24 protein-coding genes are annotated in these 21,131 nt (G+C 66.6%); 10 read left to right on the top strand and 14 right to left on the bottom strand.

The features are described from left to right. Window positions 1-32: 32 nt before the first annotated feature. From ACT2FV_RS10080 to ACT2FV_RS10070, 3 genes are all read right to left on the bottom strand, one after another. Window positions 33-1,250 (bottom strand): patatin-like phospholipase family protein, encoded by a 1,218-nt coding sequence (locus tag ACT2FV_RS10080; protein WP_444503785.1) that lies wholly within the window; start codon window positions 1,248-1,250, stop codon window positions 33-35. A 129-nt stretch (window positions 1,251-1,379) separates the two neighbouring features. Then, the gene (locus ACT2FV_RS10075; protein WP_108064654.1) at window positions 1,380-2,165 is read right to left on the bottom strand and encodes a 3-hydroxybutyrate dehydrogenase; all 786 of its coding nucleotides are present in this window, start codon (window positions 2,163-2,165) and stop codon (window positions 1,380-1,382) included. 61 nt (window positions 2,166-2,226) lie between these two features. Then, window positions 2,227-2,967 carry an acetoacetate decarboxylase gene (locus tag ACT2FV_RS10070; RefSeq protein WP_124627802.1) on the bottom strand — a complete coding sequence of 247 codons (741 nt, stop codon included), beginning with the start codon at window positions 2,965-2,967 and terminating at the stop codon, window positions 2,227-2,229. Between the two features lie 455 nt (window positions 2,968-3,422). On the opposite strand from ACT2FV_RS10070, the gene ACT2FV_RS10065 reads away from it, so the two are divergent. Next, complete coding sequence (locus ACT2FV_RS10065) at window positions 3,423-4,004, top strand: phosphatase PAP2 family protein (protein ID WP_444503784.1); 582 nt, start codon at window positions 3,423-3,425, stop codon at window positions 4,002-4,004. A 26-nt stretch (window positions 4,005-4,030) separates the two neighbouring features. On the opposite strand, the gene ACT2FV_RS10060 is transcribed toward ACT2FV_RS10065, so the two are convergent. The 5 genes from ACT2FV_RS10060 to ACT2FV_RS10040 all read right to left on the bottom strand — a co-directional run bounded on the left by ACT2FV_RS10060 (window position 4,031) and on the right by ACT2FV_RS10040 (window position 8,253). After that, the gene (locus ACT2FV_RS10060; protein WP_059605810.1) at window positions 4,031-4,255 is read right to left on the bottom strand and encodes a hypothetical protein; all 225 of its coding nucleotides are present in this window, start codon (window positions 4,253-4,255) and stop codon (window positions 4,031-4,033) included. Between the two features lie 119 nt (window positions 4,256-4,374). Beyond that, window positions 4,375-5,196, bottom strand: a complete 822-nt coding sequence (locus tag ACT2FV_RS10055) for a siderophore-interacting protein (protein WP_444503783.1) — start codon at window positions 5,194-5,196, stop codon at window positions 4,375-4,377. A gap of 37 nt (window positions 5,197-5,233) precedes the next feature. Continuing rightward, on the bottom strand, window positions 5,234-5,944 hold the full coding sequence (locus tag ACT2FV_RS10050; RefSeq protein ID WP_124627797.1) for a PadR family transcriptional regulator: 711 nt from the start codon (window positions 5,942-5,944) through the stop codon (window positions 5,234-5,236). Window positions 5,945-6,326: 382 nt separating this feature from the next. Further along, complete coding sequence (locus tag ACT2FV_RS10045; protein WP_151048203.1) at window positions 6,327-7,274, bottom strand: aldo/keto reductase; 948 nt, start codon at window positions 7,272-7,274, stop codon at window positions 6,327-6,329. Window positions 7,275-7,632: 358 nt separating this feature from the next. Further along, a complete protein-coding gene (locus ACT2FV_RS10040) occupies window positions 7,633-8,253 on the bottom strand; it encodes a LysE/ArgO family amino acid transporter (protein WP_124903303.1) in 621 nt (206 codons plus the stop codon). A gap of 106 nt (window positions 8,254-8,359) precedes the next feature. Between ACT2FV_RS10040 and ACT2FV_RS10035 the strand changes: the two genes are divergently transcribed. Beyond that, window positions 8,360-9,253: a LysR family transcriptional regulator ArgP gene (locus ACT2FV_RS10035; protein ID WP_059598694.1), complete on the top strand. Its 894-nt coding sequence runs from the start codon at window positions 8,360-8,362 to the stop codon at window positions 9,251-9,253. Window positions 9,254-9,313: 60 nt separating this feature from the next. Here ACT2FV_RS10035 and fnr read toward each other — a convergent pair whose 3' ends face one another. From fnr to ACT2FV_RS10020, 3 genes are all read right to left on the bottom strand, one after another. After that, window positions 9,314-10,060, bottom strand: coding sequence for a fumarate/nitrate reduction transcriptional regulator Fnr (fnr, locus tag ACT2FV_RS10030; protein ID WP_059447453.1), 747 nt, complete (start codon window positions 10,058-10,060; stop codon window positions 9,314-9,316). A gap of 168 nt (window positions 10,061-10,228) precedes the next feature. Further along, on the bottom strand, window positions 10,229-10,696 hold the full coding sequence (locus tag ACT2FV_RS10025; RefSeq protein WP_059598695.1) for a universal stress protein: 468 nt from the start codon (window positions 10,694-10,696) through the stop codon (window positions 10,229-10,231). A 339-nt stretch (window positions 10,697-11,035) separates the two neighbouring features. Next, entirely contained in the window at window positions 11,036-11,446 is a 411-nt protein-coding gene (locus ACT2FV_RS10020) for a DUF3005 domain-containing protein (RefSeq protein WP_444503782.1), read from the bottom strand. 279 nt (window positions 11,447-11,725) lie between these two features. Between ACT2FV_RS10020 and ACT2FV_RS10015 the strand changes: the two genes are divergently transcribed. Both ACT2FV_RS10015 and epsC read left to right on the top strand, forming a co-directional pair. Further along, complete coding sequence (locus ACT2FV_RS10015; protein WP_011659947.1) at window positions 11,726-11,959, top strand: hypothetical protein; 234 nt, start codon at window positions 11,726-11,728, stop codon at window positions 11,957-11,959. Window positions 11,960-12,096: 137 nt separating this feature from the next. Next, on the top strand, window positions 12,097-13,017 hold the full coding sequence (epsC, locus tag ACT2FV_RS10010; RefSeq protein ID WP_059533573.1) for a serine O-acetyltransferase EpsC: 921 nt from the start codon (window positions 12,097-12,099) through the stop codon (window positions 13,015-13,017). Between the two features lie 115 nt (window positions 13,018-13,132). Here epsC and ACT2FV_RS10005 read toward each other — a convergent pair whose 3' ends face one another. The 3 genes from ACT2FV_RS10005 to ACT2FV_RS09995 all read right to left on the bottom strand — a co-directional run bounded on the left by ACT2FV_RS10005 (window position 13,133) and on the right by ACT2FV_RS09995 (window position 15,593). Continuing rightward, a complete protein-coding gene (locus tag ACT2FV_RS10005) occupies window positions 13,133-13,936 on the bottom strand; it encodes an SDR family oxidoreductase (protein ID WP_444503781.1) in 804 nt (267 codons plus the stop codon). Next, window positions 13,936-14,565 (bottom strand): GTP cyclohydrolase I FolE, encoded by a 630-nt coding sequence (gene folE / locus ACT2FV_RS10000; protein WP_048250599.1) that lies wholly within the window; start codon window positions 14,563-14,565, stop codon window positions 13,936-13,938. Before folE ends, ACT2FV_RS10005 begins: the two co-directional genes overlap by 1 nt. Before the next feature lie 101 nt (window positions 14,566-14,666). Then, a complete protein-coding gene (locus tag ACT2FV_RS09995) occupies window positions 14,667-15,593 on the bottom strand; it encodes a LysR family transcriptional regulator (RefSeq protein ID WP_059598699.1) in 927 nt (308 codons plus the stop codon). 116 nt (window positions 15,594-15,709) lie between these two features. Here ACT2FV_RS09995 and pobA point away from each other — a divergent pair, with 116 nt between their 5' ends. From pobA to pcaC, 6 genes are all read left to right on the top strand, one after another. Beyond that, a complete protein-coding gene (gene pobA, locus ACT2FV_RS09990; RefSeq protein WP_059598700.1) occupies window positions 15,710-16,942 on the top strand; it encodes a 4-hydroxybenzoate 3-monooxygenase in 1,233 nt (410 codons plus the stop codon). A 145-nt stretch (window positions 16,943-17,087) separates the two neighbouring features. Continuing rightward, window positions 17,088-17,801, top strand: a complete 714-nt coding sequence (locus tag ACT2FV_RS09985) for a 3-oxoacid CoA-transferase subunit A (protein ID WP_014900666.1) — start codon at window positions 17,088-17,090, stop codon at window positions 17,799-17,801. 19 nt (window positions 17,802-17,820) lie between these two features. Beyond that, the gene (locus ACT2FV_RS09980) at window positions 17,821-18,477 is read left to right on the top strand and encodes a CoA transferase subunit B (RefSeq protein ID WP_012365076.1); all 657 of its coding nucleotides are present in this window, start codon (window positions 17,821-17,823) and stop codon (window positions 18,475-18,477) included. 88 nt (window positions 18,478-18,565) lie between these two features. After that, window positions 18,566-19,939, top strand: coding sequence for a 3-carboxy-cis,cis-muconate cycloisomerase (locus ACT2FV_RS09975; protein WP_151048198.1), 1,374 nt, complete (start codon window positions 18,566-18,568; stop codon window positions 19,937-19,939). Then, a complete protein-coding gene (gene pcaD, locus ACT2FV_RS09970) occupies window positions 19,939-20,724 on the top strand; it encodes a 3-oxoadipate enol-lactonase (protein ID WP_174913497.1) in 786 nt (261 codons plus the stop codon). Before ACT2FV_RS09975 ends, pcaD begins: the two co-directional genes overlap by 1 nt. A gap of 10 nt (window positions 20,725-20,734) precedes the next feature. Next, a complete protein-coding gene (pcaC, locus tag ACT2FV_RS09965) occupies window positions 20,735-21,121 on the top strand; it encodes a 4-carboxymuconolactone decarboxylase (protein WP_059598704.1) in 387 nt (128 codons plus the stop codon). The last annotated feature ends 10 nt before the right edge of the window (window positions 21,122-21,131 follow it).

Below are 21,131 nucleotides of genomic sequence, written 5' to 3'. Positions count from 1 at the left end.
GCAGGCAGCGCGCCGGTCCGTCGCACGCGGCATTACCGGCGGCGGTGAATGTCGTGCGTGACGAAGCCTGCGTCGTTGGCGGGCAGCGCGAGGCCGTCCTTGACCGCGAGCGTCTTGCGGATGTCGTCGAGACCCGCGCTCCAGTGGTCGCGCATCGTCGACAGACCGAACTGATAGTCCTTGTAGTGGTGCTCGTACGCCTTCTGCTGATAGATCAGGTGCTGGATGTTGTACTTCTTCCCGCTCGACATCGCTTCAGCCTCTACGCACCACGGGTCGTTCTTGCGCTGCTCCTCCGGCACCTGCTCGAGCACGTGGCGCAGCACGTTGCGGTAGCGCTGTTCGCGCTGCAGCGTGTCGGTGACGAAACGCGTGCGGCTCGAATACTGCACGTCTTTCGTGCGTTCCGCGACGTCGGCCATCGTGCGCGGCAGCGGCCCGCGTGCGCTCCACAGGTCGACCTGGAACGCGAGCGTGTCGCGTCGCGGACGCGCGCTCAGCACTTCCATCAGCGGCGTGTTCGATACGACGCCACCGTCCCAGTAGTATTCGCCGTCGATCTCGACCGGCGGGAACGCGGGCGGCAGCGCGCCGGACGCCATGAAGTGCTCGGGCGCGAGGCGGATGCGCGAGTTGTCGAAGTACACGAAGTTGCCCGTGCCGACGTTGACCGCGCCGACCGACACGCGCGTCTCGCCCGAGTTGATCCGGTCGAAATCGCACAGCCTGAGCAGCGTCGCGCGCAGCTGCGACGTGTCGTACCAGCTGATCTTTTCCGGATGATCGGACACGCCCGGCAGCGGCGGCGGCAAGCGCGGCACGAAGAAGCCCTGCTGGCCCTGCATCATCGCGCTCGCGGCCTGCGACGCGGTGAAGAACGTGCGGATCTGGTCGATGCTGTTGAACAGCGCGAACTCGAATGCGGCCGGAATTGCGGGAAAGAATGCCGGCTGGCAGATCGTTTCCCAGAATTCGCGCAGCCGCTCGACACGATGTTCGGGCGCATTGCCGGCGATCAGCGCGGTGTTGAGCGCGCCGATCGAGATGCCGGCGATCCAGTCGAGCGGAACGCCGGCTTCGTGCAGCCCTTCGAACACGCCGGCCTGATACGCGCCGAGCGCGCCGCCGCCCTGCAGGACGAGCGCGATCGTTTCGTATGGCAGCGACCGCGCAGCGGCCGGCGCGCCGGCTTCGTGTTGCAGGTCCGCCGCATCGACGGCCTGCTTTTCTGTACGCGCGTGCGGTTTCATCAGTTGCTCCGAGAAATCCCGCCGTAGATGGCGGAGACGGATGGCATACCGTCGAGCGACGGTATGCCATCACGAGTCGTGAGAATGGACGTGGTGCGGGAATCGCCTCCCGTCCGGGAGGCGAGGACGTTACTGCATGAACCAGCCGTGGCTGACGACGAACGACTGGCCCGTGAGCGCGGCGCTCGGGAACGCCGACAGGAACAGCACCGTCTGCGCGACGTCCTGCACCGTCGTGAACACGCCGTCGACCGTGTTGCCGAGCATCACCTTCTTCACCACTTCCTCTTCGCTGATCCCGAGCTCCTTCGCCTGCTCCGGAATCTGCTTGTCGACCAGCGGTGTGCGCACGAAGCCCGGACACACGACGTGCGAGCGCACGTTGTGCTTCGCGCCTTCCTTCGCCAGCACGCGCGCGAGACCGAGCAGCCCGTGCTTGGCCGTCACGTACGCCGACTTCAGCGGCGACGCTTCGTGCGAGTGCACCGAGCCCATGTAGATCACGACGCCGCCGCGATCGTCCTTGTACATGTGCTTGAGCGCGGCCTTGGTCGTCAGGAACGCGCCGTCGACGTGGATCGCCTGCATCTTCTTCCAGTCGGCGAACGAATAGTTTTCGATCGGGTTGACGATCTGGATGCCCGCGTTCGACACGAGGATGTCGACCGAGCCGAACGTTTCGGCCACCTTGTCGATACCGCTGTTGACCGCTTCCTCGCTGGTCACGTCCATCGCGACGCCGATCGCCTTGCCGCCTGCCTTGTTGATCTCGTCGGCGACCGCATTTGCGCCGTCCTGGTTCAGGTCGGCGATCGCGACCGCTGCGCCCGCCTTCGCGAGCTCCAGTGCGATTTCCTTGCCGATGCCGCTTGCGGCGCCCGTGACGACTGCGGTCTTGCCATTCAGGTTGCTCATTTCGAATTTCCCGTGGTGAAAGGATTGACAGGGAGAAAGGACTGCGGACGTGTTACCGAGGTTACTGAGCGAGGTAATCGTAGACGACTTCGCCGAGGCCGAGTGTCAAATCCGCGACGAGGTGGCGCGCTTCGACGATCTCGAGTACCGGCAGGTCGGCCACCGGCGCGAGTGCGTGCGGTGCCAGTTCGAGCGAGGCGGGGCCCGTCCACGCACCCTTCATCTTGATGTCCTGCATGTAGTAGCGCACCAGTTCGCATACGCGTGCGGTGCCGTCGACGTGCGGGATGATCTTGAGCAGGAAGTTCGGGCCGGCGAGACGCTTCGTCTGCTCGTCGATGTCGAGTTCCTTGTGCTTGTAGCCCATCGTGCCGGTCGCGACGCGCACCTTGCCGTAGTCGAGCGTGCCCAGGATGTGATCGGTGTTCACGTGCAGCGTGGGCGACGCGAGTTTCTTCGGGAAACCCCACAGCTCGCGGCCGCCGGCGATCGGCGGGTGATCGTCGAGATACATCGCGAGCGTGTAGCCGCCGGCCTGGCCGTTGTACTCGACGGGGATCACCTGGCCGCTTTCCGTGTAGTCGCCGAAGCCGGTCGAATCGGCCATGCGAATGAATTCGTAATGGACGAGCGGCTCGATGACCTGCAGTGGCTCGGGCACGATTTCACGCAGACGATCCGGATCGGTGCGATACGTGATGATCAGAAACTCACGATCGACGAAACGGTACGGGCCCATCGGAAAGGCGGGGCTGGTCAACGGCATCGCAAACGCTTTCGATCGGACATCGCTGGGTTTCATGCGGACTCCTTGTTGTTGATCGCTTCGTGGATGAGTGCTCGTAAGCTCGTAATCCTATGCCTGTGCGTTGCCGTTGTGCGATGCCGCATCTGGAATTAATTGTTGCCGATTTCGAATGATTTGCAACGCAAATATTGAGGCGAACGGTGCGAACGGCATGGAGCGCATGGGGCGCTCCGATATTCTCAGGCGTCGATGACGCCACGATGTGAAAAAGGTGAGCCTTTACGGGATGGTGGGTGAGCTTTTACGGGAGACGGTCGCGCGGAAATGTGACAATTGTGTGAACTTGTGTTGCAGTGCGGGCTCTAAGCGCGTTCGCGCGCGACGTGCAGGCCCGGTCCTGATCATCGGCCGTCCGACGCATTAAGCGTTACTTAAGCGAGTGAGCACTAGCATCGTTCCACCCGGCCGGCACGCCCGGTCCAATCGTTACGCCCCAGGCAACCGCATTCATGCAGAACCTCAATCTCACCCTGTTTTCCGCCATCAATGCCGGCGCCGTGCCGCCCCCCGGTGTTGCTCGCGTCGCGATCTTCGCCGCCGACTGGCTGGTCTATGCGCTGCCCGCGATGCTGCTGCTGACCTGGATCTTCGGCGAGCGCCCGACGCGCCGCCAGGCGATCGAAGCCGGCGTCGGCACGTGCGTGGCGCTGGCGCTCGCGCAGGTAATCGGGCATTTCTGGTTTTCGCCGCGGCCGTTCATGGCCGGTGTCGGCACGCAACTGATTCCGCATGCGCCGGACAGCTCGTTTCCGAGCGATCACATGACGTTCGCGTGGAGTCTCGCGGTCGGCATGATGCTCGCCGGCAGCACGCGGCTGAGCGGGTTCGTGATGGCCGCGATGGCCGTGGTGATTGCTTGGGGGCGCGTGTATGCGGGCGTGCACTGGCCGTTCGACATGGCCGGCGGCGTGCTGGTCGGCACCGCCGGCGCGCTGGCCGCGCATCTGTACGGACAACGCATCGTCGAGCTGCTCGAACGGATCGGCGACGTCGTGCATGCGGTGATGATGGGGCGCGAGCGAGCGCCCTGAGCGGGAGAACTACGGGCCGGACGCCGTCAACCGGGCGTCTTGGCCGCTTCAGCCGAAGCGGACGGGCCGCCGCCCGCTTCGTGCAGTTCGGGCGTCTCGCCCGGGTGCTGTGCGGCGTCGCGTTCGAGTGCGCTTTCCTTCAGGATCGCGCACATCGCAACGAACAGCGCGAGGACGACGACCGCCAGGCCGCAATAGCCGGCGATCTTCAGGTTATGACGGAAAGGCGAAGCGTGGCTTTCTTTTGTCATGAACGGGCGCTCCTGGGCGGGCTGCGGCGGCTGTCGCCCGACAGCGGCGTCGCAGACATAGATATATACCAGCCGCCCCGCCGATGCCAAGCCCGCCGATGTTCGGGCTCGCGTTCGCGTCAGTCTTCCAGCGTTTCGTGCGCGGCCGCTGCGCCGCGTTTCCAGTATGCCGCCGCGCGGATGCGCGACTTGTCGACGCCACGCTCGCCAGTCAGGTGCTGCCGCACCGCACGCATCGACTGCGCTTCGCCGGCCGCCCACACGTAACCGTCGCCGGAGGACGGCAGCGGCAGCTCGCGCACCGCATTCAGCAGCACGTCGCCGTCCGCCGCGTCGGCTTCGGCGCGAAAGCGCCAGATCTCATGCACGTCGGCTCGCGTATCGAAAGTGATCTGCGCGGTGCGATCCGCGACTTCCAGCACGACTGCCGCACGCGAGCCGGCCGGCAATTGCTCGAGGCGGCGCGCGATGGCCGGCAGCGCCGTATCGTCGCCGATCAGCAGATGCCAGTCGAAATCGATTGGGACCACGAACGAACCGCGCGGGCCGCCGATACCGAGCCATTGGCCGACGCGCGCCTGCGCCGCCCACTGCGATGCGGGGCCGGGATGGTTCAGCACGAATTCCAGATCGAGTTCGCGCGCGGCGCGATCGAAGCGGCGCGGCGTGAAATCGCGTGCGACCGGCTTCGGTTGGCCTTCGGGAAACTCCGGGCCATTCGCGCCGAGCGTCGGCATCGCGGGCCGGTCGGCGCCGGGCGGCGGGAAAAACACCTTCACGTGATCGTCGAACGAAGACGATTCGAAGTCCGCGAGGTCGGGGCCGCCGAGGGTGACACGCAGCAGGTGCGGCGTCACCGCATGCACGCGCACGACCTGCAGCAGGCGGAACTTCAGCGTATGGCGCACGCGGGTAACGGCGCGTTCGGATAGGTTCTGCATCGATCCGTTCTCCTTGGGTGTGGACGGGCGGCGCGGGTCACGCGCCGGTGCCGCTTTCGATTTCGGCCGTCGCGCGGCGCATGATCGCCGCGATACGCCGCTGTTCGTCGGCGTCGGCGGCGCTCTTGTGGAGCAGTGCGCGCTTCAGCGCGAGACGGGCCTCGACGAACTCCGGCAGCCAGCCGGGCTGCGTTTCGTCCTGCGTTTCGCCGCCTGCCGATTCACCGGCGAACGCGCGGCGCATGAATTCCATCTTGCGTGCGAGATGCGTGAGGCGCGCGAACAGGGTGTCGACGCGCTCGCGCTGCGCATCGAGGTGCGCGCGGCCGGCGTCGGTCAGCGCGTAGCGCTTGCGGTTGCCTTCCGCCTGCGACACGACGAAGCCGACTTCCTCGAGATACGTGAGCGCCGGATACACCATGCCGGGGCTCGGGCTGTAGAAACCGTTCGAGCGCGTGTCGAGCGCCTTGATCAGTTCGTAACCGTGGCTCGGTTGCTCGGCGACCAGCGCGAGCAGCAGCAGCTGGAGATCGTCGGAGCTGAACTGGCGGCCGCGCGGCATGCCGTCGTCGCCGAAATCGCCAAAGCCGCCGCGTCCGCCGCGGCCGCCAAACGGGCCGCCGCCGAATGGGTCGTGACCGCGCCGATGGCGGCCGATTGCTTGCCAGACGCTGGCGTACCAGTCAGGGCCGGCATGCGCACCATGACCGTCGCATCGGGCATGGCCGCGGGAGGGGTTGTGTCGCATGATCGTGTCCTATGTGTCGTAAAACATATCGAAAGATATATATCGAAAGATAGGGTGTCAAGGAAGATTATTGGGGAAGGATGGTTGGCGGGGCGCGGCGGGATGTCCGTATCAGCCAACGGATACGGCCGCGTCAGGCAAAACGCGGGCGCGCATTCAGGCAATATTGCTCGGTTCAGCGCGGACGTCGTATCGCTGAAGTTGTTTCGTATTACTGAATTCGAACCGTGTGTCGCCGGATCGTTTCTTCGACACCGCGCACTTCGCTCTCGCGCTACCTGCGCGGTGCAGACATGCGTGCTTGCGTGTCGAATGCGATTCAGGCCGGCGGCGAGAACCGCAAGCCGCGGCGATTCGAGCCGCCGACCTGTTGCCCAAGACTTCAGACCGCGCTGGCTGCGTCGATCTTGCGGATATCTTCATCGTCGAGCCGCACGCGGATCGCTTCTCCGAGCAATGCGAGCTGCGCGAGCGACGTCGCGCTCGCAATCGGTGCGGTGATCGTCGGTCGCGCGATCTGCCACGCGAGCGCGATCGCGGCCGGTTGCGTGCCGTGCTTCGCCGACACGTCGTCGAGCGCCGCGAGAATGCGCAGGCCGCGCGCATCGAGATAACCGGCGACGCGATCGCCGCGCACGCTCTTCTTCAGGTCGGCCTCGCTGCGGTACTTGCCCGACAGGAAGCCGCTCGCGAGCGCGTAGTAGTTGACGACGCCAAGCCTCAGGTCGCGCACGACCGGCTCGAGATCGCGCTCATACTCGGCGCGGTCGATCAGGTTGTATTCCGGCTGGATCACCTGATACGCGGGCAGCCCGTTGCGCTTGCTGACGTCGGCGGCCTCGCGCAGGCGTGCACTGCTGTAGTTCGACGCGCCGATGATGCGCACCTTGCCCGCGTCGATCAGCGTCTGGTAAGCGGAGAGCGTTTCTTCGAGCGAGGCCGTGTCGGCGAGATCGCGGTGCGAGAAATACAGGTCGATGTAGTCGGTCTGCAGGCGGCGCAGTGAATCGTCGGCGGCCTTCAGGATGTTGTCCTTCGTCAGGCCGGCGCGCGCCGCGAGCAGGCCGACCTTGGTCGCGAGCACGACCTGGTCGCGCTTGCCGGAACGCTTGAGCCACTTGCCGATGATCGTTTCCGATTCGCCGCCGCTGTTGCCGGGCGCCCAGGCCGAATAGACGTCGGCCGTGTCGATGAAGTTGATGCCGGTATCGGCGAGCGCGTCGAGCAGCTCGAACGATGCGTTTTCGTCGACGGTCCAGCCGAAGACGTTGCCGCCGAAGGCGAGCGGGGAAACCTGGATGTCCGACGTGCCGAGGGTACGTAGTGCCATTTTGCTCTCCGGAATCTGGGGGTGACGGGATGAGACGACAGGATTGGCCGGGATGAATGCGACGTGAAGGCGAGCGGGCGAAGCGCTTGCGCCGTTGTCGCGGACGCCGGAACATTCTCGCCGATCGAGCGGAATCGCGCAGCGGGCGCGCGGTCATGAAGACGGAGGAATTGCAGAGGACAGCGGATGTGCCGTCCGCCAGGTGGATGATCGGTACGGCTGCGTTCGATCGGGAACTGAATCTTGCAGCGTCTGGGGGAGAGACCGGCGGAGACCGGCGTATCACGTCACTTCGACGGAGCGGAACGAAAAACGGGCGGCAACGTTGCCACCCGTGATCGATCGGCGCTCTAATCCGTTACCGCAACTGCACGGCCGCCAGAAACAGCACCATGCTGCCGATCGCGCCATCGAGTACACGCCACGCAACAGCCTTGCGGAACCACGGCGCAAGCAGCCGCGCGCCATATCCAAGCCCGAGGAACCACACGACGCTGACCGACATCGCGCCGATCGCGAACGCCAGCCGCGAGCCTTCCGGCTCGCGCGCGCCGGCGGTGCCGATCAGCAGGAACGTATCGAGATACACATGCGGGTTGAGCCACGTGAATGCGAGCGTCATCAGCACGATCGCGACCGCGCTCTGCGGCGGCGGCGCGACGGTGTCGCCGCGCACGTCGAGCGTTTCGTGTCCCGGCTTGAACGCGCGGCGCAGCGCGTTGATGCCGAACCACGCGAGATACGCGAGGCCGATGTACAGCACGACGTGGACGAAGGTCGGATAGCGTTCGACGAGGACTGACGCGCCGCCGACGCCCGCGCCGATCAGGATCATGTCGGACAGCGCGCACAGCAGCACGATCTTGCCGACATGCGAGCGCATGATGCCTTGCCGGAGCACGAACGCGTTCTGCGCGCCGATGGTGACGATGAGCGACCCGCACAGGGCGGCGCCGTGGGAAAAAGCGATCCAGTTCATGATGGGGAGCGGTGAAGGAGTAGACGGGTGAATCGGTTGGCGCTAGTCTGCGGTCAGCCAGAACATAAGAGAAGCTAATTCACCTAATGCAGATTAAGGAAATCTAATGCTCGACTACGCATTGCTCGACGCTCTCGCGGCGGTGATCCGGCACGGTTCGTTCGAACGGGCGGCCAGGGAGCTGAACGTCACGCCGTCGGCGGTATCGCAGCGCGTGAAACTATTGGAAGAGCGCGTCGGCAGCGTGCTCGTCAAGCGCGGGCAGCCGTGCGTCGCGACGACGTCGGGCGCGTTGCTCTGCCGGCATACGGAGCGCGTGCAGTTGCTCGAGGCCGAACTGGGCGGCCGGATGCCTGCACTGCCGGGCCAGATCGCGAGCGCATGGCCGATGCTGCGCGTGGCCGTCAACGACGACAGCGTCGCGACCTGGTTCATCGATGCGGTCGGGCCGTTCTGCACCGAGCGCGAGACCTTGCTCGACCTCGTGATAGACGACCAGGACTACACGGCCGCGCGCATTCGCGACGGCAGCGTGCAGGGCGCGGTGACCGCGCAGGCTGAACCGATCCAGGGATGCCGGTCGACGCGGCTGGGGCGCATCCGCTATCGCGCAGTGTGTTCGCCGGCGTTTTACGACCGCTATTTCGGCGCGGGCATCACGCGCGATGCGCTGCGCCGTGCGCCGTGCGTCATGTTCAATCCGAAGGACGGTTTGCAGGCGCGCTTCATCCGGCGCGTGACGCGCGCGGATCTCGATCCGCCGCAACACTGGATCCCGCACGTCGCGGGTTACTTGCGTGCATGCGAAACGGGGCTGGGATGGGGGATGTGCCCGGACCGGATGGTCGATCGCCAGCTGGCGGCGGGCGAACTGGTCGACATGTCGCGCGGGCGGACCGTCGATATCGACCTGTACTGGCAGAGCTGGCGCCTGTCGATCGGCTGGCTCGACGATTTCAGCGCGGCGCTGAAGGCGCGCGCCGCGCTGTTTCTCGACTGATCGAAGCGGGCGCGGCGGACGGTGGCGGGCGGCGGCGCGCAGGCTACGCGCCGCGCGGGGTCAGACGTGGTGCAGGCCGTCGAAGTCGACGATCTGTACGAGGCGGCCGTGCATTTCGATCAGGCCGCGCTTCTGGAACTTCGACAGCGTGCGGCTGACCGTTTCGAGCGTCATGCCGAGGTAACTGCCGATGTCTTCGCGCGTCATGCGCAGGTTGAATTCCGACGGCGAGTAGCCGCGCTTCAGGTAGCGCGACGACACGTCGAGCAGGAACGCGGCGACGCGCTCTTCGGCGTTCAACGAGCCGAGCAGCATGGTTTGTGACGTTTCGCGCACGATCTGCTCGCTCATCAGCTTGTGCATGCGCAACTGCATCGTGCCGGCTTCCGAGCACAGCGACTTGAGCGCGCTGTACGGAATCACGCAGACCGAGCTGTCTTCCAGCGCAACCGCGGTGCGCGGGTGCGTGTCGTCGCAGATGCCGTCGAGGCCGAGCGCTTCGCCCGCGAGGTGCAGACCGGTGACCTGCTCGCGGCCGTCGTGGCGCGTGGCGACGGTTTTCAGTGAACCCGAGCGCACGGCGTACAGGTTGTCGAAGGTGTCGCCTTCGCGGAACAGCGCTTCGCCGCGCTTGACCGGGCGCGCCGCGCAGATGACCGATTCGAGGCGGCTGAGCGCTTCGGGTGCGAGGCCCTGCGGCATGCACAGGTGCCGCATTGCGCACGACGAGCAGTGCGGGGCCTGACGGGGAGCCCAGTTGCCTGCATGGGACGAGGCGGCGGGACGTGTGGCGACGGGCGTCAACATGATCGTTTGCTCCAGCGTTGAATCGACCGAATCATTGTCCCACCGCAAGTTGCCGCTGTCGGGTGACAAAACGTCGCGACCGCGCGCACATGTCGCGGGCATCGTAGCGGCATGCAAGCATGCCGTTGCGTGTGCGCGCCGCGACGCGCACGCTGATGCCGGTGCCGCTCAGCCTTCCTGATCGTCCGTATGCGCGGCGGCCGGGATCAGCAGCACGGGCAGCGTCGCATGCCGCACGCACTGTTCGGCGATGCTGCCGAGCACGAGGCGGCGGAACCCGCGTCGGCCGTGCGTGCCGAGCACGAGGAGGTCGGCGCCGAACGCCTTCGCACCGTCGAGGATCAGCGTCGACACGTCGGTGAGCGACGACGCCTCGCTCGTCAGCGTTTCGCCCTTCACGCCTGCCGCCTGCATCAGCTTCTTGAACTCCGCCGCGAGCGCATTGCCTTGCGCGATGAGCTGGTCGCGCAGCACGGACGGATCGTAGCCCGGCACGTTGTAGTAGATCGCGGCGTTCTCGACGACGTAGAGCGGTTGCAGTTCGGCACCGTGCTCCTTCGCGAGCGCGAGGGCGGCATCGAACGCATGGCGGGCGGTGTCGCTGCCGTCGATGGCAACCAGAATGCGCTTGTACATGGTGTCTCCAAGTGGCGGGTTGAACGAAAGTCGGCCGAACGGCCGAGCAGGCCGTGCGTCGCTGCGAGGCAGGGTAAACCAACGGCAGGGACTCTGCAGCGACGTGCCGGTCGTCGCGAGTGTGCATTGAATATCATCCGTATCGCGACGACGTGACTTCGATCAACGCCGATGCATCGATGTCGCGAAATCCGACTGTCGACCCGAACCCGGCGCCGATATCGATTCCAGCACCGATTCGGAGGACCGGCGCGCGAACCCGCACGTCGCTCCGCCGCCATCGGCCGTCGGCCTCGCCTCGACCCGTCAAACGAACGATCGATTCAAACGCCGCGCGCGTCACCGCGGCACGGCCGTGATTTCGATCACCCGTTCCGGCCGGCGTCCATGACCGGGCCAGTACGCGCTGCCGTACATCCGGTGAACCGGGCCGTACAGCGCGTCGCCCGCGTGCGACGGCGCGTCGAACCCCTTCTCGATCACCATGTAGCCGTCACGCAGCGCGAACGCCGGATGGTTGCCGCCCGGCCGGCTGTCGAAGCCGGCGAAGCCGTCGCCGGCCTCGGGCATCGCGTTGACGAGCGACGCGTTGCTGCCCGTGATCTGGTCGGGCGAGAAGACGCCGCCGCTCGCGAGACGCGCGGCCTCGCGATTCTTGCCGTCGGTGTCGACGGTGCTGTCGTGCGTGTCGTCGTTGTCGAGTTCGATGCTGCGCGGATGCGCGGTGTGCGCTTGAGCTGACGTTCCCATCACGGCTCTCCTGGCGGCGAAGCGCTCCGGATCGAAGCAAATCCCGTTCCGGGCAAGACGGGAAAACGGCGCGCGAGCGATCGCCGCGGTGGTGTGGCGCGCGCTGATTTGTCATGATTTATTTCGGCTAGAACACCCGTTTTCTACAGAGTATGATTCATTTCCTGCGAAGCGGCGACAGGGGATGAGGTCTTGCCGCCTCTGCCCGCACCGGGGGCACCGCAGCACCCTTAAGACGGGTAGTGAACAACAAATCAAGGGACTAGAGGTGGCGGATTCATGCAAGCGACTACTGCTTTCACGCACCGCGGTTATCTGTTGAATTGCGCGCCCGCGCGCGCCAGCGACGGGTCGTTCAAACCCTACGTCGTGATCTCCAGATCGAGCGACGGGGAACTCGTCGCGAACCGTTTTTTTCCGACCGAGCTCCAGTTCAACGACGAAGGCGACGCGATCGCGCACGCGCGCGACTGGGCCGTGCGCTGGATCGACGCGAGCAGTATTACGATCTGACGCCGTCGCGCGGCGGTGGCATCGTCCGTCCGGCCGATCCCCCGACGTGCCGCTGCCGATCGAAAACGCGGTAATCTTCTGGAACCCGTCACTTTATTTGCGGCCGTGCGATCGAGCGCGGCCGCCTGCATTGGCATATGTCGACATCACCCGCCCGTCAGTGGGGCCTCGAAGAAATCGTTGCCGGCTTGCGCGAATCGCGCGAGGAACTTCATCGCACGCGTCATCCGCGCGGCATCCGCGAGCTGCCGTCGCGCGACGCGATCTGCAAGATCGTCACCGGCCTGCGCGCGTCGATGTTTCCGACGCACTACGGCGCGCCGGATCTGACCGATGAAAGCGTCGACTACTACGTCGGCCACACGCTCGAAAGCACCCTGCGGATCCTCTCGGAACAGATCCGCCGCGCGCTGCCGTTCCTGCCCGAGCATGCGGACACGCCGTTCGCCGAACTCGACGAGCGCGCGTTCGAGATCGCGCGCGAGTTCGGCCGGCAGTTGCCGGCGGTTCGCGCGCTGCTGGTCAGCGACATTCAGGCTGCCTACGCGGGCGACCCGGCCGCGCAGCACATCACCGAGATCCTGCTGTGCTACCCCGGCGTGCTCGCGATGATGCACCATCGGCTCGCGCACGCGCTGCACCAACTCGGTGTGCCGCTGCTCGCGCGTTTCATCAATGAAATCGCGCACTCGGCCACCGGCATCGACATTCACCCGGGCGCGCAGATCGGCCCGAGCTTCTTCATCGACCACGGCACCGGCGTCGTGATCGGCGAAACCGCGATCATTGGCGAGCGCGTGCGCGTGTATCAGGCCGTCACGCTCGGCGCAAAGAGCTTTCCGGCCGATGGTGACGGCGCGCTGGTGAAGGGCAACGCGCGGCATCCGATCGTCGAGGACGACGTGGTGATCTACGCGGGCGCGACGATTCTCGGCCGCGTGACGATCGGGCGCGGCTCGGTGATCGGCGGCAACGTGTGGCTTACGCACAGCGTGCCGCCCGGCACGAGCGTCGCGCAGGGCAAGGTCCGCGAAGGCGGTAGCGCCGAGAAGCCGTGACGCGGCGCGCGAACGGCGCAATGGTCGTTCGCGCAGCGCAGGTGAAGGCGTGCGCCGATGTCCGCACACAAGGTGTGCGAAGGGCACACACGGCTACCGCCGAACATACCGTTCGTCAGTGTTTGCCGGCCGGTGAGCGATGCTTGTACAGCACGTCCTGGTCGACGCGGATCAGGTTCTGCCCCGCATCGACGACGAAATCCACACCGTTGTACGCGCTGCCCGTCAGCAGCAGGATCGCACCCGCGACGTCGTCGGGGCCGGCGATGCGCGCGAGCGGCGTCGATGCGCGGCTCGCGTGTTCGAAGTCGGCCTGCGTCTGGTCGTCGCTCGGCAGCATCAGCCCGGGGAACACCGCGTTCACGCGCAGCACCGGCGACGACGACAGCGCGAGCATCTGCGTGAGGTTGCCGAGCGCGGCCTTCGCGACCGTGTAGCTGAAATGGTCGCGGTGGAAGTTTTCCTTGATCTTCTGGTCGACCACGTTGACGACGACGCCCTGCGTGCCGGCCGCGCGGGCCCGTTCGTAGAATGCACGCGTGAGCAGGATCGGCGCGCGGCAGTTGACGGCCCATGCCTGGTCGAATGCCGCGAGGTCGAAGCTCGGGAAATGGTCCTGCCAGAACACGGACGCGTTGTTGACCAGCACGTCGAGGCGGCCGAAGCGCGTATACACCTGGTCGATCAGCGCGGTGATCTGCCCGGCATCCGACAGGTCGGCCTGGAAGGCGACCGAATCGTGCCCGCTCTCGGCGATCGCGCGGGCCGCCGCCTGCGCGGCATCGGCCGAACGGTCGTAGTGCACCGCGGTGCGATAGCCGTGCGCGGCGAAATACTCGGCGAACGCGCGCCCGGCCCGGCGCGCGGCGCCGGTCACGAGCACGACCGGCGCGTTTGCCGCTTGCTTCGTGGACTGCATTACGTATTCGTCAGGTTGACTGAAGAAGGATTCGCGACGATCGAAAGGAATTCGCGTCGCGTGGACGGATCGGTGCGGAACGTGCCGAGCATGCGCGACGTGACCATCTCGACGCCCGGCTTGTGCACGCCGCGCGTCGAGATGCACTGATGCGCGGCTTCGAGGATCACGCCGACGCCCTTCGGCTGCAGCACGTCGAACAGCGTGTCGGCGATCTGCACGGTCATCTTTTCCTGGATCTGCAGGCGCTTCGCGAACGCGTCGACGAGGCGCGCAAGCTTCGAGATGCCGACGACGCGATGGTTCGGCAGATACGCGACGTGCGCGCGGCCGATGATCGGCACCATGTGGTGCTCGCAGTAGCTCTCGAAGCGGATGTCCTTCAGCACGATCATTTCGTCGTAGCCGTCGACTTCGCTGAACGTGCGCGCGAGGATGTCGCGCGGCTCCAGCGCATAGCCGGCGAAGAACTGTTCATATGCGCGCACGACGCGTGCCGGCGTGTCGAGCAGGCCTTCGCGGGCGGGGTCGTCGCCGGCCCAGCGCAGCAGCACGCGAACGGCATCCTCGGCTTCTTCCCGGCTCGGCCGGGATGCGGCCGGCTCGGGCCGCGCGGATTTTTTACCCATCTAGTCACTCCATCGAATGCGGCCGCCTGCGGCGGCGCGGATATCCGGGCATTGTTTCATGCTTTCGCGGGTCGTGCGTGCGGCCTGCCGCACACCCTGCATCACTTCGGCCATTCGTCCTGCTCGTCGTTGAACAACGACGCGACGACGCCGCGCAGCCACGCCGTGCGCGGATCGTTGTGGAACTTGCGGTGCCAGTGCTGCTTCAGGTCGAAGCGCGGCAGCGGCAACGGCGGCTCGACCGGCACGATGAACGCATGCTCGGCCGCATAGGCATAGCCGATCGCATGCGGCACCGTCGCGATCAGGTCAGTGCGGCTCAGGATGAACGGCAGACTCATGAAGTGCGGCGTCTCGAGCACCGCACGGCGGTGCATGCGCTGCTTCGCGAGGTATTTCTCGAGCACCTCCTGGCTGCGCCCCTCGGCGCGCACCACCGCATGCCCGCACGCGAGGAACTGCTCGGCCGTGAACGGGCGCGCCTGTTCGAGCGGATGGCCGCGCCGCATCAGGCAGACGAACCGGTGCGTGAACAGACGCTGCTGGAAGAAGTTGTTGCCGTCGAGATCGGGGAAGTAGCCGACCGCGAGATCGATCGAGCCAGCTTCGAGGCCGCGGCCGACTTCGTCGTGCGCGAGCGAGACCGAGCGCAGGTTCGCATGCGGCGCGCGCGTCGCGAACGCCTGCAGCAGCTTCGGCAGGAACACGATCTCGCCGACGTCCGACAGCGCGATCGAGAACGTATGCGTGCTCGCCGCCGGATCGAAGTCATGCGGCGCGACGAGGCCGCGCTCGATCTGCGCGAGCGCATCGCGCGCGGCCGGCAGCAGCGCGAGCGCGCGCGGCGTCGGCTCCATGCCGCGCGACGTGCGCACGAACAACGGATCGCCGAAATACTCGCGCAGGCGGCCGAGCGCGGTGCTCACGCGCGGCTGGCTCACGCCGAGCAGGTCGCCGGCGCGGCTGACGTTGCGCGTGTCGTCGAGCGCGACGAGGTAGGGAATCAGGTTCAGATCGAGCGCATCCATCGTGAGGCCGGTATCCGGGAAACGTATACAACTTATCTCCAAAATCGCATTGCCGCATAGTCGGGAAAGCGCTCAAATGGGTTCCATTATTCGAACCAATGTTCAGGAGACGAACAATGCGCACCCAGGTCGCCATCATCGGCGCCGGTCCGTCCGGCCTTTTGCTTTCCCATCTGCTGCGCCTGCAAGGCGTCGATTCCATCCTCGTCGAAGCGCGTTCGCGCGAATACTGCGAGAACCGCATCCGCGCCGGCGTGCTGGAGCAGGGCACCGTCGACACGCTGAACGAAGCCGGCCTCGGCGAGCGGATGCGCCGCGAAGGGCTCGAACATCACGGCATCGAGCTGCTGTTCTCCGGTCAGCGCCATCGCATCGACCTGAGCGCGCTCACCGGCGGGCGCGCGATCACCGTCTATAGCCAGCATGAAGTCGTGCGCGACCTGATCGCGGCCGGCGACGCGCATGGGCACCAGATGCATTTCGAAGTCAGCGAAGTCGCGCTGCACGATATCGAAAGCGAGCACCCGTTCGTCACGTTCAAGCATGCGGACGGCCGCGCGGACCGCATCGACTGCGACTACATCGCCGGCTGCGACGGCTTCCACGGCATCGCACGGCAGACGATTCCCGCCGAGCGGCTGAACACGTTCGAGCGCGTCTATCCGTTCGCGTGGCTCGGCATCCTCGCCGACGCGGCGCCGTCGCTCGACGAGCTCGTCTACGCCCATCACGACAACGGCTTCGCACTGTTCTCGATGCGTTCGCCGACCGTCACGCGCCTCTACCTGCAGTGCAAGCCCGACGAGGACCTCGCGGAATGGTCCGACGCGCGGATCTGGGACGAACTGCACACGCGCTTTTCGAACGATACCGGCTGGACGCCGACCGAGGGCCGGATCACGCAGAAGAGCGTGACACCGATGCGCAGCTTCGTGTCGGAGACGATGCAGCACGGCCGCCTGTTCCTCGCGGGCGATGCCGCGCACATCGTGCCGCCGACCGGCGCGAAGGGGATGAACCTCGCGGTGGCCGACGTCCGCGCACTGTCCCGCGCGCTCGGCGCGCGCTATCGCAGCGGCGACGCGACGCCGCTCGAGCGCTATTCGGCGACCTGTCTCGAACGCGTGTGGCGCGCCGAGCATTTCTCGTACTTCATGACGAACATGCTGCACTCGTCGCCGGAGGACTCGCCGTTCGTCAATCGCCTGAAGTTTGCCGAGCTGAAGTACGTGACGCGCTCGCGGGCCGCCGCGCAATCGCTCGCCGAAAACTACGTCGGCCTGCCGTTCGACGACCAGACACCCCCCGAGGGATCCCGCCTTGACAACGCGCTGTGCGCGACTCTATGATCGGCCCATCGTTCGCTAATCGAATATGGGTTCGAATAGCGAACAAATGCCGAAGGTCGACGACGGCCTTCGACGCGGCACGCGACACGCGCGTGTCCCCTCGACAGGCCGCGCATCGTGCCGCGGGTTCGTATCAGGAAGAGACATGGTCAACAAGATTTTCGAATCGCTTCAATCGGCGGTCGCGGACGTCCACGACGGCGCGACCATCATGATCGGCGGTTTCGGTACGGCAGGCATGCCGTCCGAACTGATCGACGCGCTGATCGAGCAGGGCGCGCGCGGCCTGACGATCGTCAACAACAACGCGGGCAACGGCGAGACGGGTCTCGCGGCGCTGCTCAAGGCGAAGCGGGTGCGCAAGATCATCTGCTCGTTCCCGCGCCAGAGCGACTCGCAGGTGTTCGACGCGCTGTACCGTGCGGGCGAAATCGAGCTGGAGCTCGTGCCGCAGGGCAACCTCGCGGAGCGCATCCGCGCGGCGGGCGCCGGCATCGGCGGCTTCTTCACGCCGACGGGCTTCGGCACGAAGCTCGCGGAAGGCAAGGAAACGCGCGTGATCGACGGCAAGTCGTACGTGTTCGAGACGCCGATCCACGCCGATTTCGCGCTGGTGAAGGCGTACAAGGGCGATCGCTGGGGCAACCTCGTGTATCGCAAGACCGCGCGCAACTTCGGGCCGATCATGGCCAGCGCCGCGAAGGTCGCGATCGTGCAGGTGTCGGAAGTCGTACCGCTCGGCGGGCTGAACCCGGAACACATCGTGACGCCGGGCATTTTCGTGCAGCGCGTCGTCGAAGTGCCGCAAGCCGCGCATGCGGCCGAGCTGGCCGCCGAACGTGCATCGCAAGCCGCCTGACAGCCTGAGGAGACCCGAAATGAAACGACTTACCCGCGATGAAATGGCCAAGCGCGTCGCCCAGGACATCCCCGAAGGCGCTTACGTGAACCTTGGCATCGGCGTGCCGACGCTGGTGGCGAACCACCTCGATCCGAGCAAGGAGATCTTCCTGCACAGCGAGAACGGCCTGCTCGGCATGGGCCCGGCGCCCGCGCCCGGCGAGGAAGACGACGAGCTGATCAACGCCGGCAAGCAGCACGTGACGCTGCTCACCGGCGGCGCCTATTTCCACCACTCGGATTCGTTCGCGATGATGCGCGGCGGCCACCTCGACTACTGCGTGCTCGGCGCGTTCCAGGTGTCGGCGAACGGCGACCTCGCGAACTGGCATACGGGTGCGCCCGATGCGATTCCGGCCGTCGGCGGCGCGATGGACCTCGCGATCGGCGCGAAGCAGGTGTTCGTGATGATGGAGCACCTGACGAAGCAGGGCGAGAGCAAGATCGTCGCGCAGTGCTCGTACCCGGTCACCGGCGTGCAATGCGTGAGCCGTATCTATACGGATCTCGCCGTGCTCGACGTGACGGCGGACGGCCTCGCGGTGAGCGAGATCTTCACCGACCTGTCGTTCGACGAACTGCAGAAGCTGACCGGCGTGCCGCTGATCGACGCGACGCGCAAGGCCGCGGCCTGAACGGCAAGCGTGCCGGCGCGCGCGATCGCGCGCACGTTGGCACGCTTGGGTAGACAATAGGCGCACGCCGTTTCCCCAATCTGATGCCATGCTCGAAGACAGCGCCCGCCTGACCTCTCTCATTTGCGGCACCGAGCCGCTCAACCGGATCTGGTCGCCGCGCGCGACGATCCAGCGGATGCTCGACGTCGAAGCCGCGCTTGCGCGTGCGCTCGCCGCGCGGCAGGTAATTCCCGCCGCCGCGGTCGCGCCGATCGAACGCGCGTGCGACGCCGGCCGGCTCGACGCCGACGCGCTCGCGCACGGCGCGGCGCTCGGCGGCAATCTCGCCATTCCGCTCGTCAAGCAGCTCACCGCCCAGGTGAAGGCCGACGACCCCGAGGCCGCGAAGTTCGTGCACTGGGGCGCGACGAGCCAGGACATCATCGATACCGCGACGGTGCTGCAGCTGCGCGACACGCTCGACGTGCTCGAGCCGCTGCTCGACGAAGCGTGCGCGTCGCTCGCGGTGCTCGCGCGCGCCCATCGCGCGACGCCGATGATCGGCCGCACGTGGCTGCAGCAGGCGCTGCCGATCACGCTCGGCCTGAAATTCGCGCAATGGCTCGACGCACTGCTGCGCCATCGCGCGCGCTTCGCCGAATTGCGCGAGCGCGCGCTGGTGCTGCAGTTCGGCGGCGCCGCCGGCACGCTGGCGAGCTTGCGCGAGCAGGCGGCCGGCGTGAGCGCCGCGCTCGCGGCCGACCTGAAGCTGGCACTGCCGGCCGTGCCGTGGCATACGCAGCGCGACCGCATCGCGGAAGCCGCGTCGTGCTTCGGGATGCTGACCGGCACGCTCGGCAAGATCGCGCGCGACGTGTCGCTGCAGATGCAGACCGAAGTCGGCGAGCTCGGCGAACCGGCAGCCGCCGGCAAGGGCGGCTCGTCGACGATGCCGCACAAGCGCAACCCCGTCGGCTGTGCGGCCGTGCTGACCGCCGCGGTGCGCGCGCCGAACCTCGTCGCGACCGTGTTTGCCGGGATGGTCCAGGAGCACGAGCGCGCGCTCGGCGGCTGGCAGGCCGAATGGGATGCGCTGCCCGACCTCGCGCGCCTGACCGGCGGCGCGCTCGCGCAGATCGCGCAGATCGTCGCGGGCCTCGACGTGAACACCGAACGCCTCGCCGCGAACCTCGACCTGACGCACGGGCTGATCCTCGGCGAAGCCGTGATGCTCGCACTCGGCGACCGGATCGGGCGCCTCGATGCGCATCATGTCGTCGAGCATGCGTCGAAGGAAGCCGTGCGCACCGGCGCGACGCTGTTCGACGTGCTCGCCGCCGATCCGGCCGTATCCGCCCATCTGTCGCGCGACGCGCTCGCGCGGCTGCTCGATCCCGCACATTATGTCGGCGAGGCGCAGGCCTACGTCGACGCTGTGCTCGCGCTGCACGCGGGCACGACACAACCAGGAGAACACTGATGCCTTTCGCCACTGTCAACGGCGTGAAACTGCATTACCGGATCGACCGTGCCGCGCGCGACGACGCGCCGTGGCTCGTCTTCTCGAACTCGCTCGGCGCCGACCTGCAGATGTGGGCACCGCAGATTCGCCCGCTCACGCAGCACTTCAACATCCTGCGCTACGACACGCGCGGCCACGGCCATTCCGAAGCACCGGCCGGCTCGTACACGATCGACCAGCTCGCGGGCGACGTGATCGGCCTGCTCGACCACGTCGGCATCGATCGCGCGTACTTCTGCGGGATTTCGATGGGCGGCCTGACCGGTGCCGCGCTCGCCGCGCGCTTCCCGTCGCGCATCGTGCGCGCCGTGCTGTCGAACACCGCCGCGAAGATCGGCTCGCCGGAAGTGTGGGCGCCGCGCGCGCAGAAGGCGCGTGCGGAAGGGATGGCCGCGCTGGCCGACGCCGTGCTGCCGCGCTGGTTCACCGACGCGTTCGTCGCTCACGAGCCGCGCCTGTTCGACGCGATCCGCGACACCTTCGTGCATACCGACAAGGACGGTTACGCGGCGAACTGCGACGCGTTGAACGCGGCCGACCTGCGCGAAGAAGTGAAGGGCATCGCGCTGCCGGTGCTCGTCGTGACCGGCGCGAAGGATATGTCGACGCCGCCCGACCAGGGCCGTGCGCTGGCCGCCGCGATTCCCGGCGCGCGTCACGTCGAATTCGACGCCGCGCACATTTCGAACATCGAGTGCACCGACGGCTTCAACCGCGCGCTGCTCGACTTCCTGACCGCGTGAGGCACCGACGATGGACGACCAGCAACGTTACGAAGCGGGGATGAAGGTGCGTCGCGCGGTGCTCGGCGACGCGCACGTCGACCGTTCGATCCAGAACCGCACCGAAGTGACCGACGAATTCCAGAACCTGATCACGCGCTATGCATGGGGCGAGATCTGGACGCGCGAGGGCCTGCCGCGCCATACGCGCAGCCTGCTGACCATCGCGATGATGGTCGCGCTGAACCGCGGCGAGGAACTCGCGCTGCACCTGCGTGCCGCGCGCAACAACGGCGTGACGCGCGACGAGATCAAGGAAGTGCTGCTGCAGACCGCGATCTACTGCGGCGTGCCGGCCGCGAATTCCGCGTTCCATCTCGCCGACAAGATCTTCAAGGAACAGGATGGGGCCGCCTAGGTGCGGCTGA

It is taken from the genome of Burkholderia sp. PR2 (genome assembly GCF_052372875.1).
GTDB classification, from domain to species: Bacteria; Pseudomonadota; Gammaproteobacteria; order Burkholderiales; family Burkholderiaceae; genus Burkholderia; species Burkholderia diffusa.
This window is presented reverse-complemented; position numbering and strand designations above follow the sequence as displayed.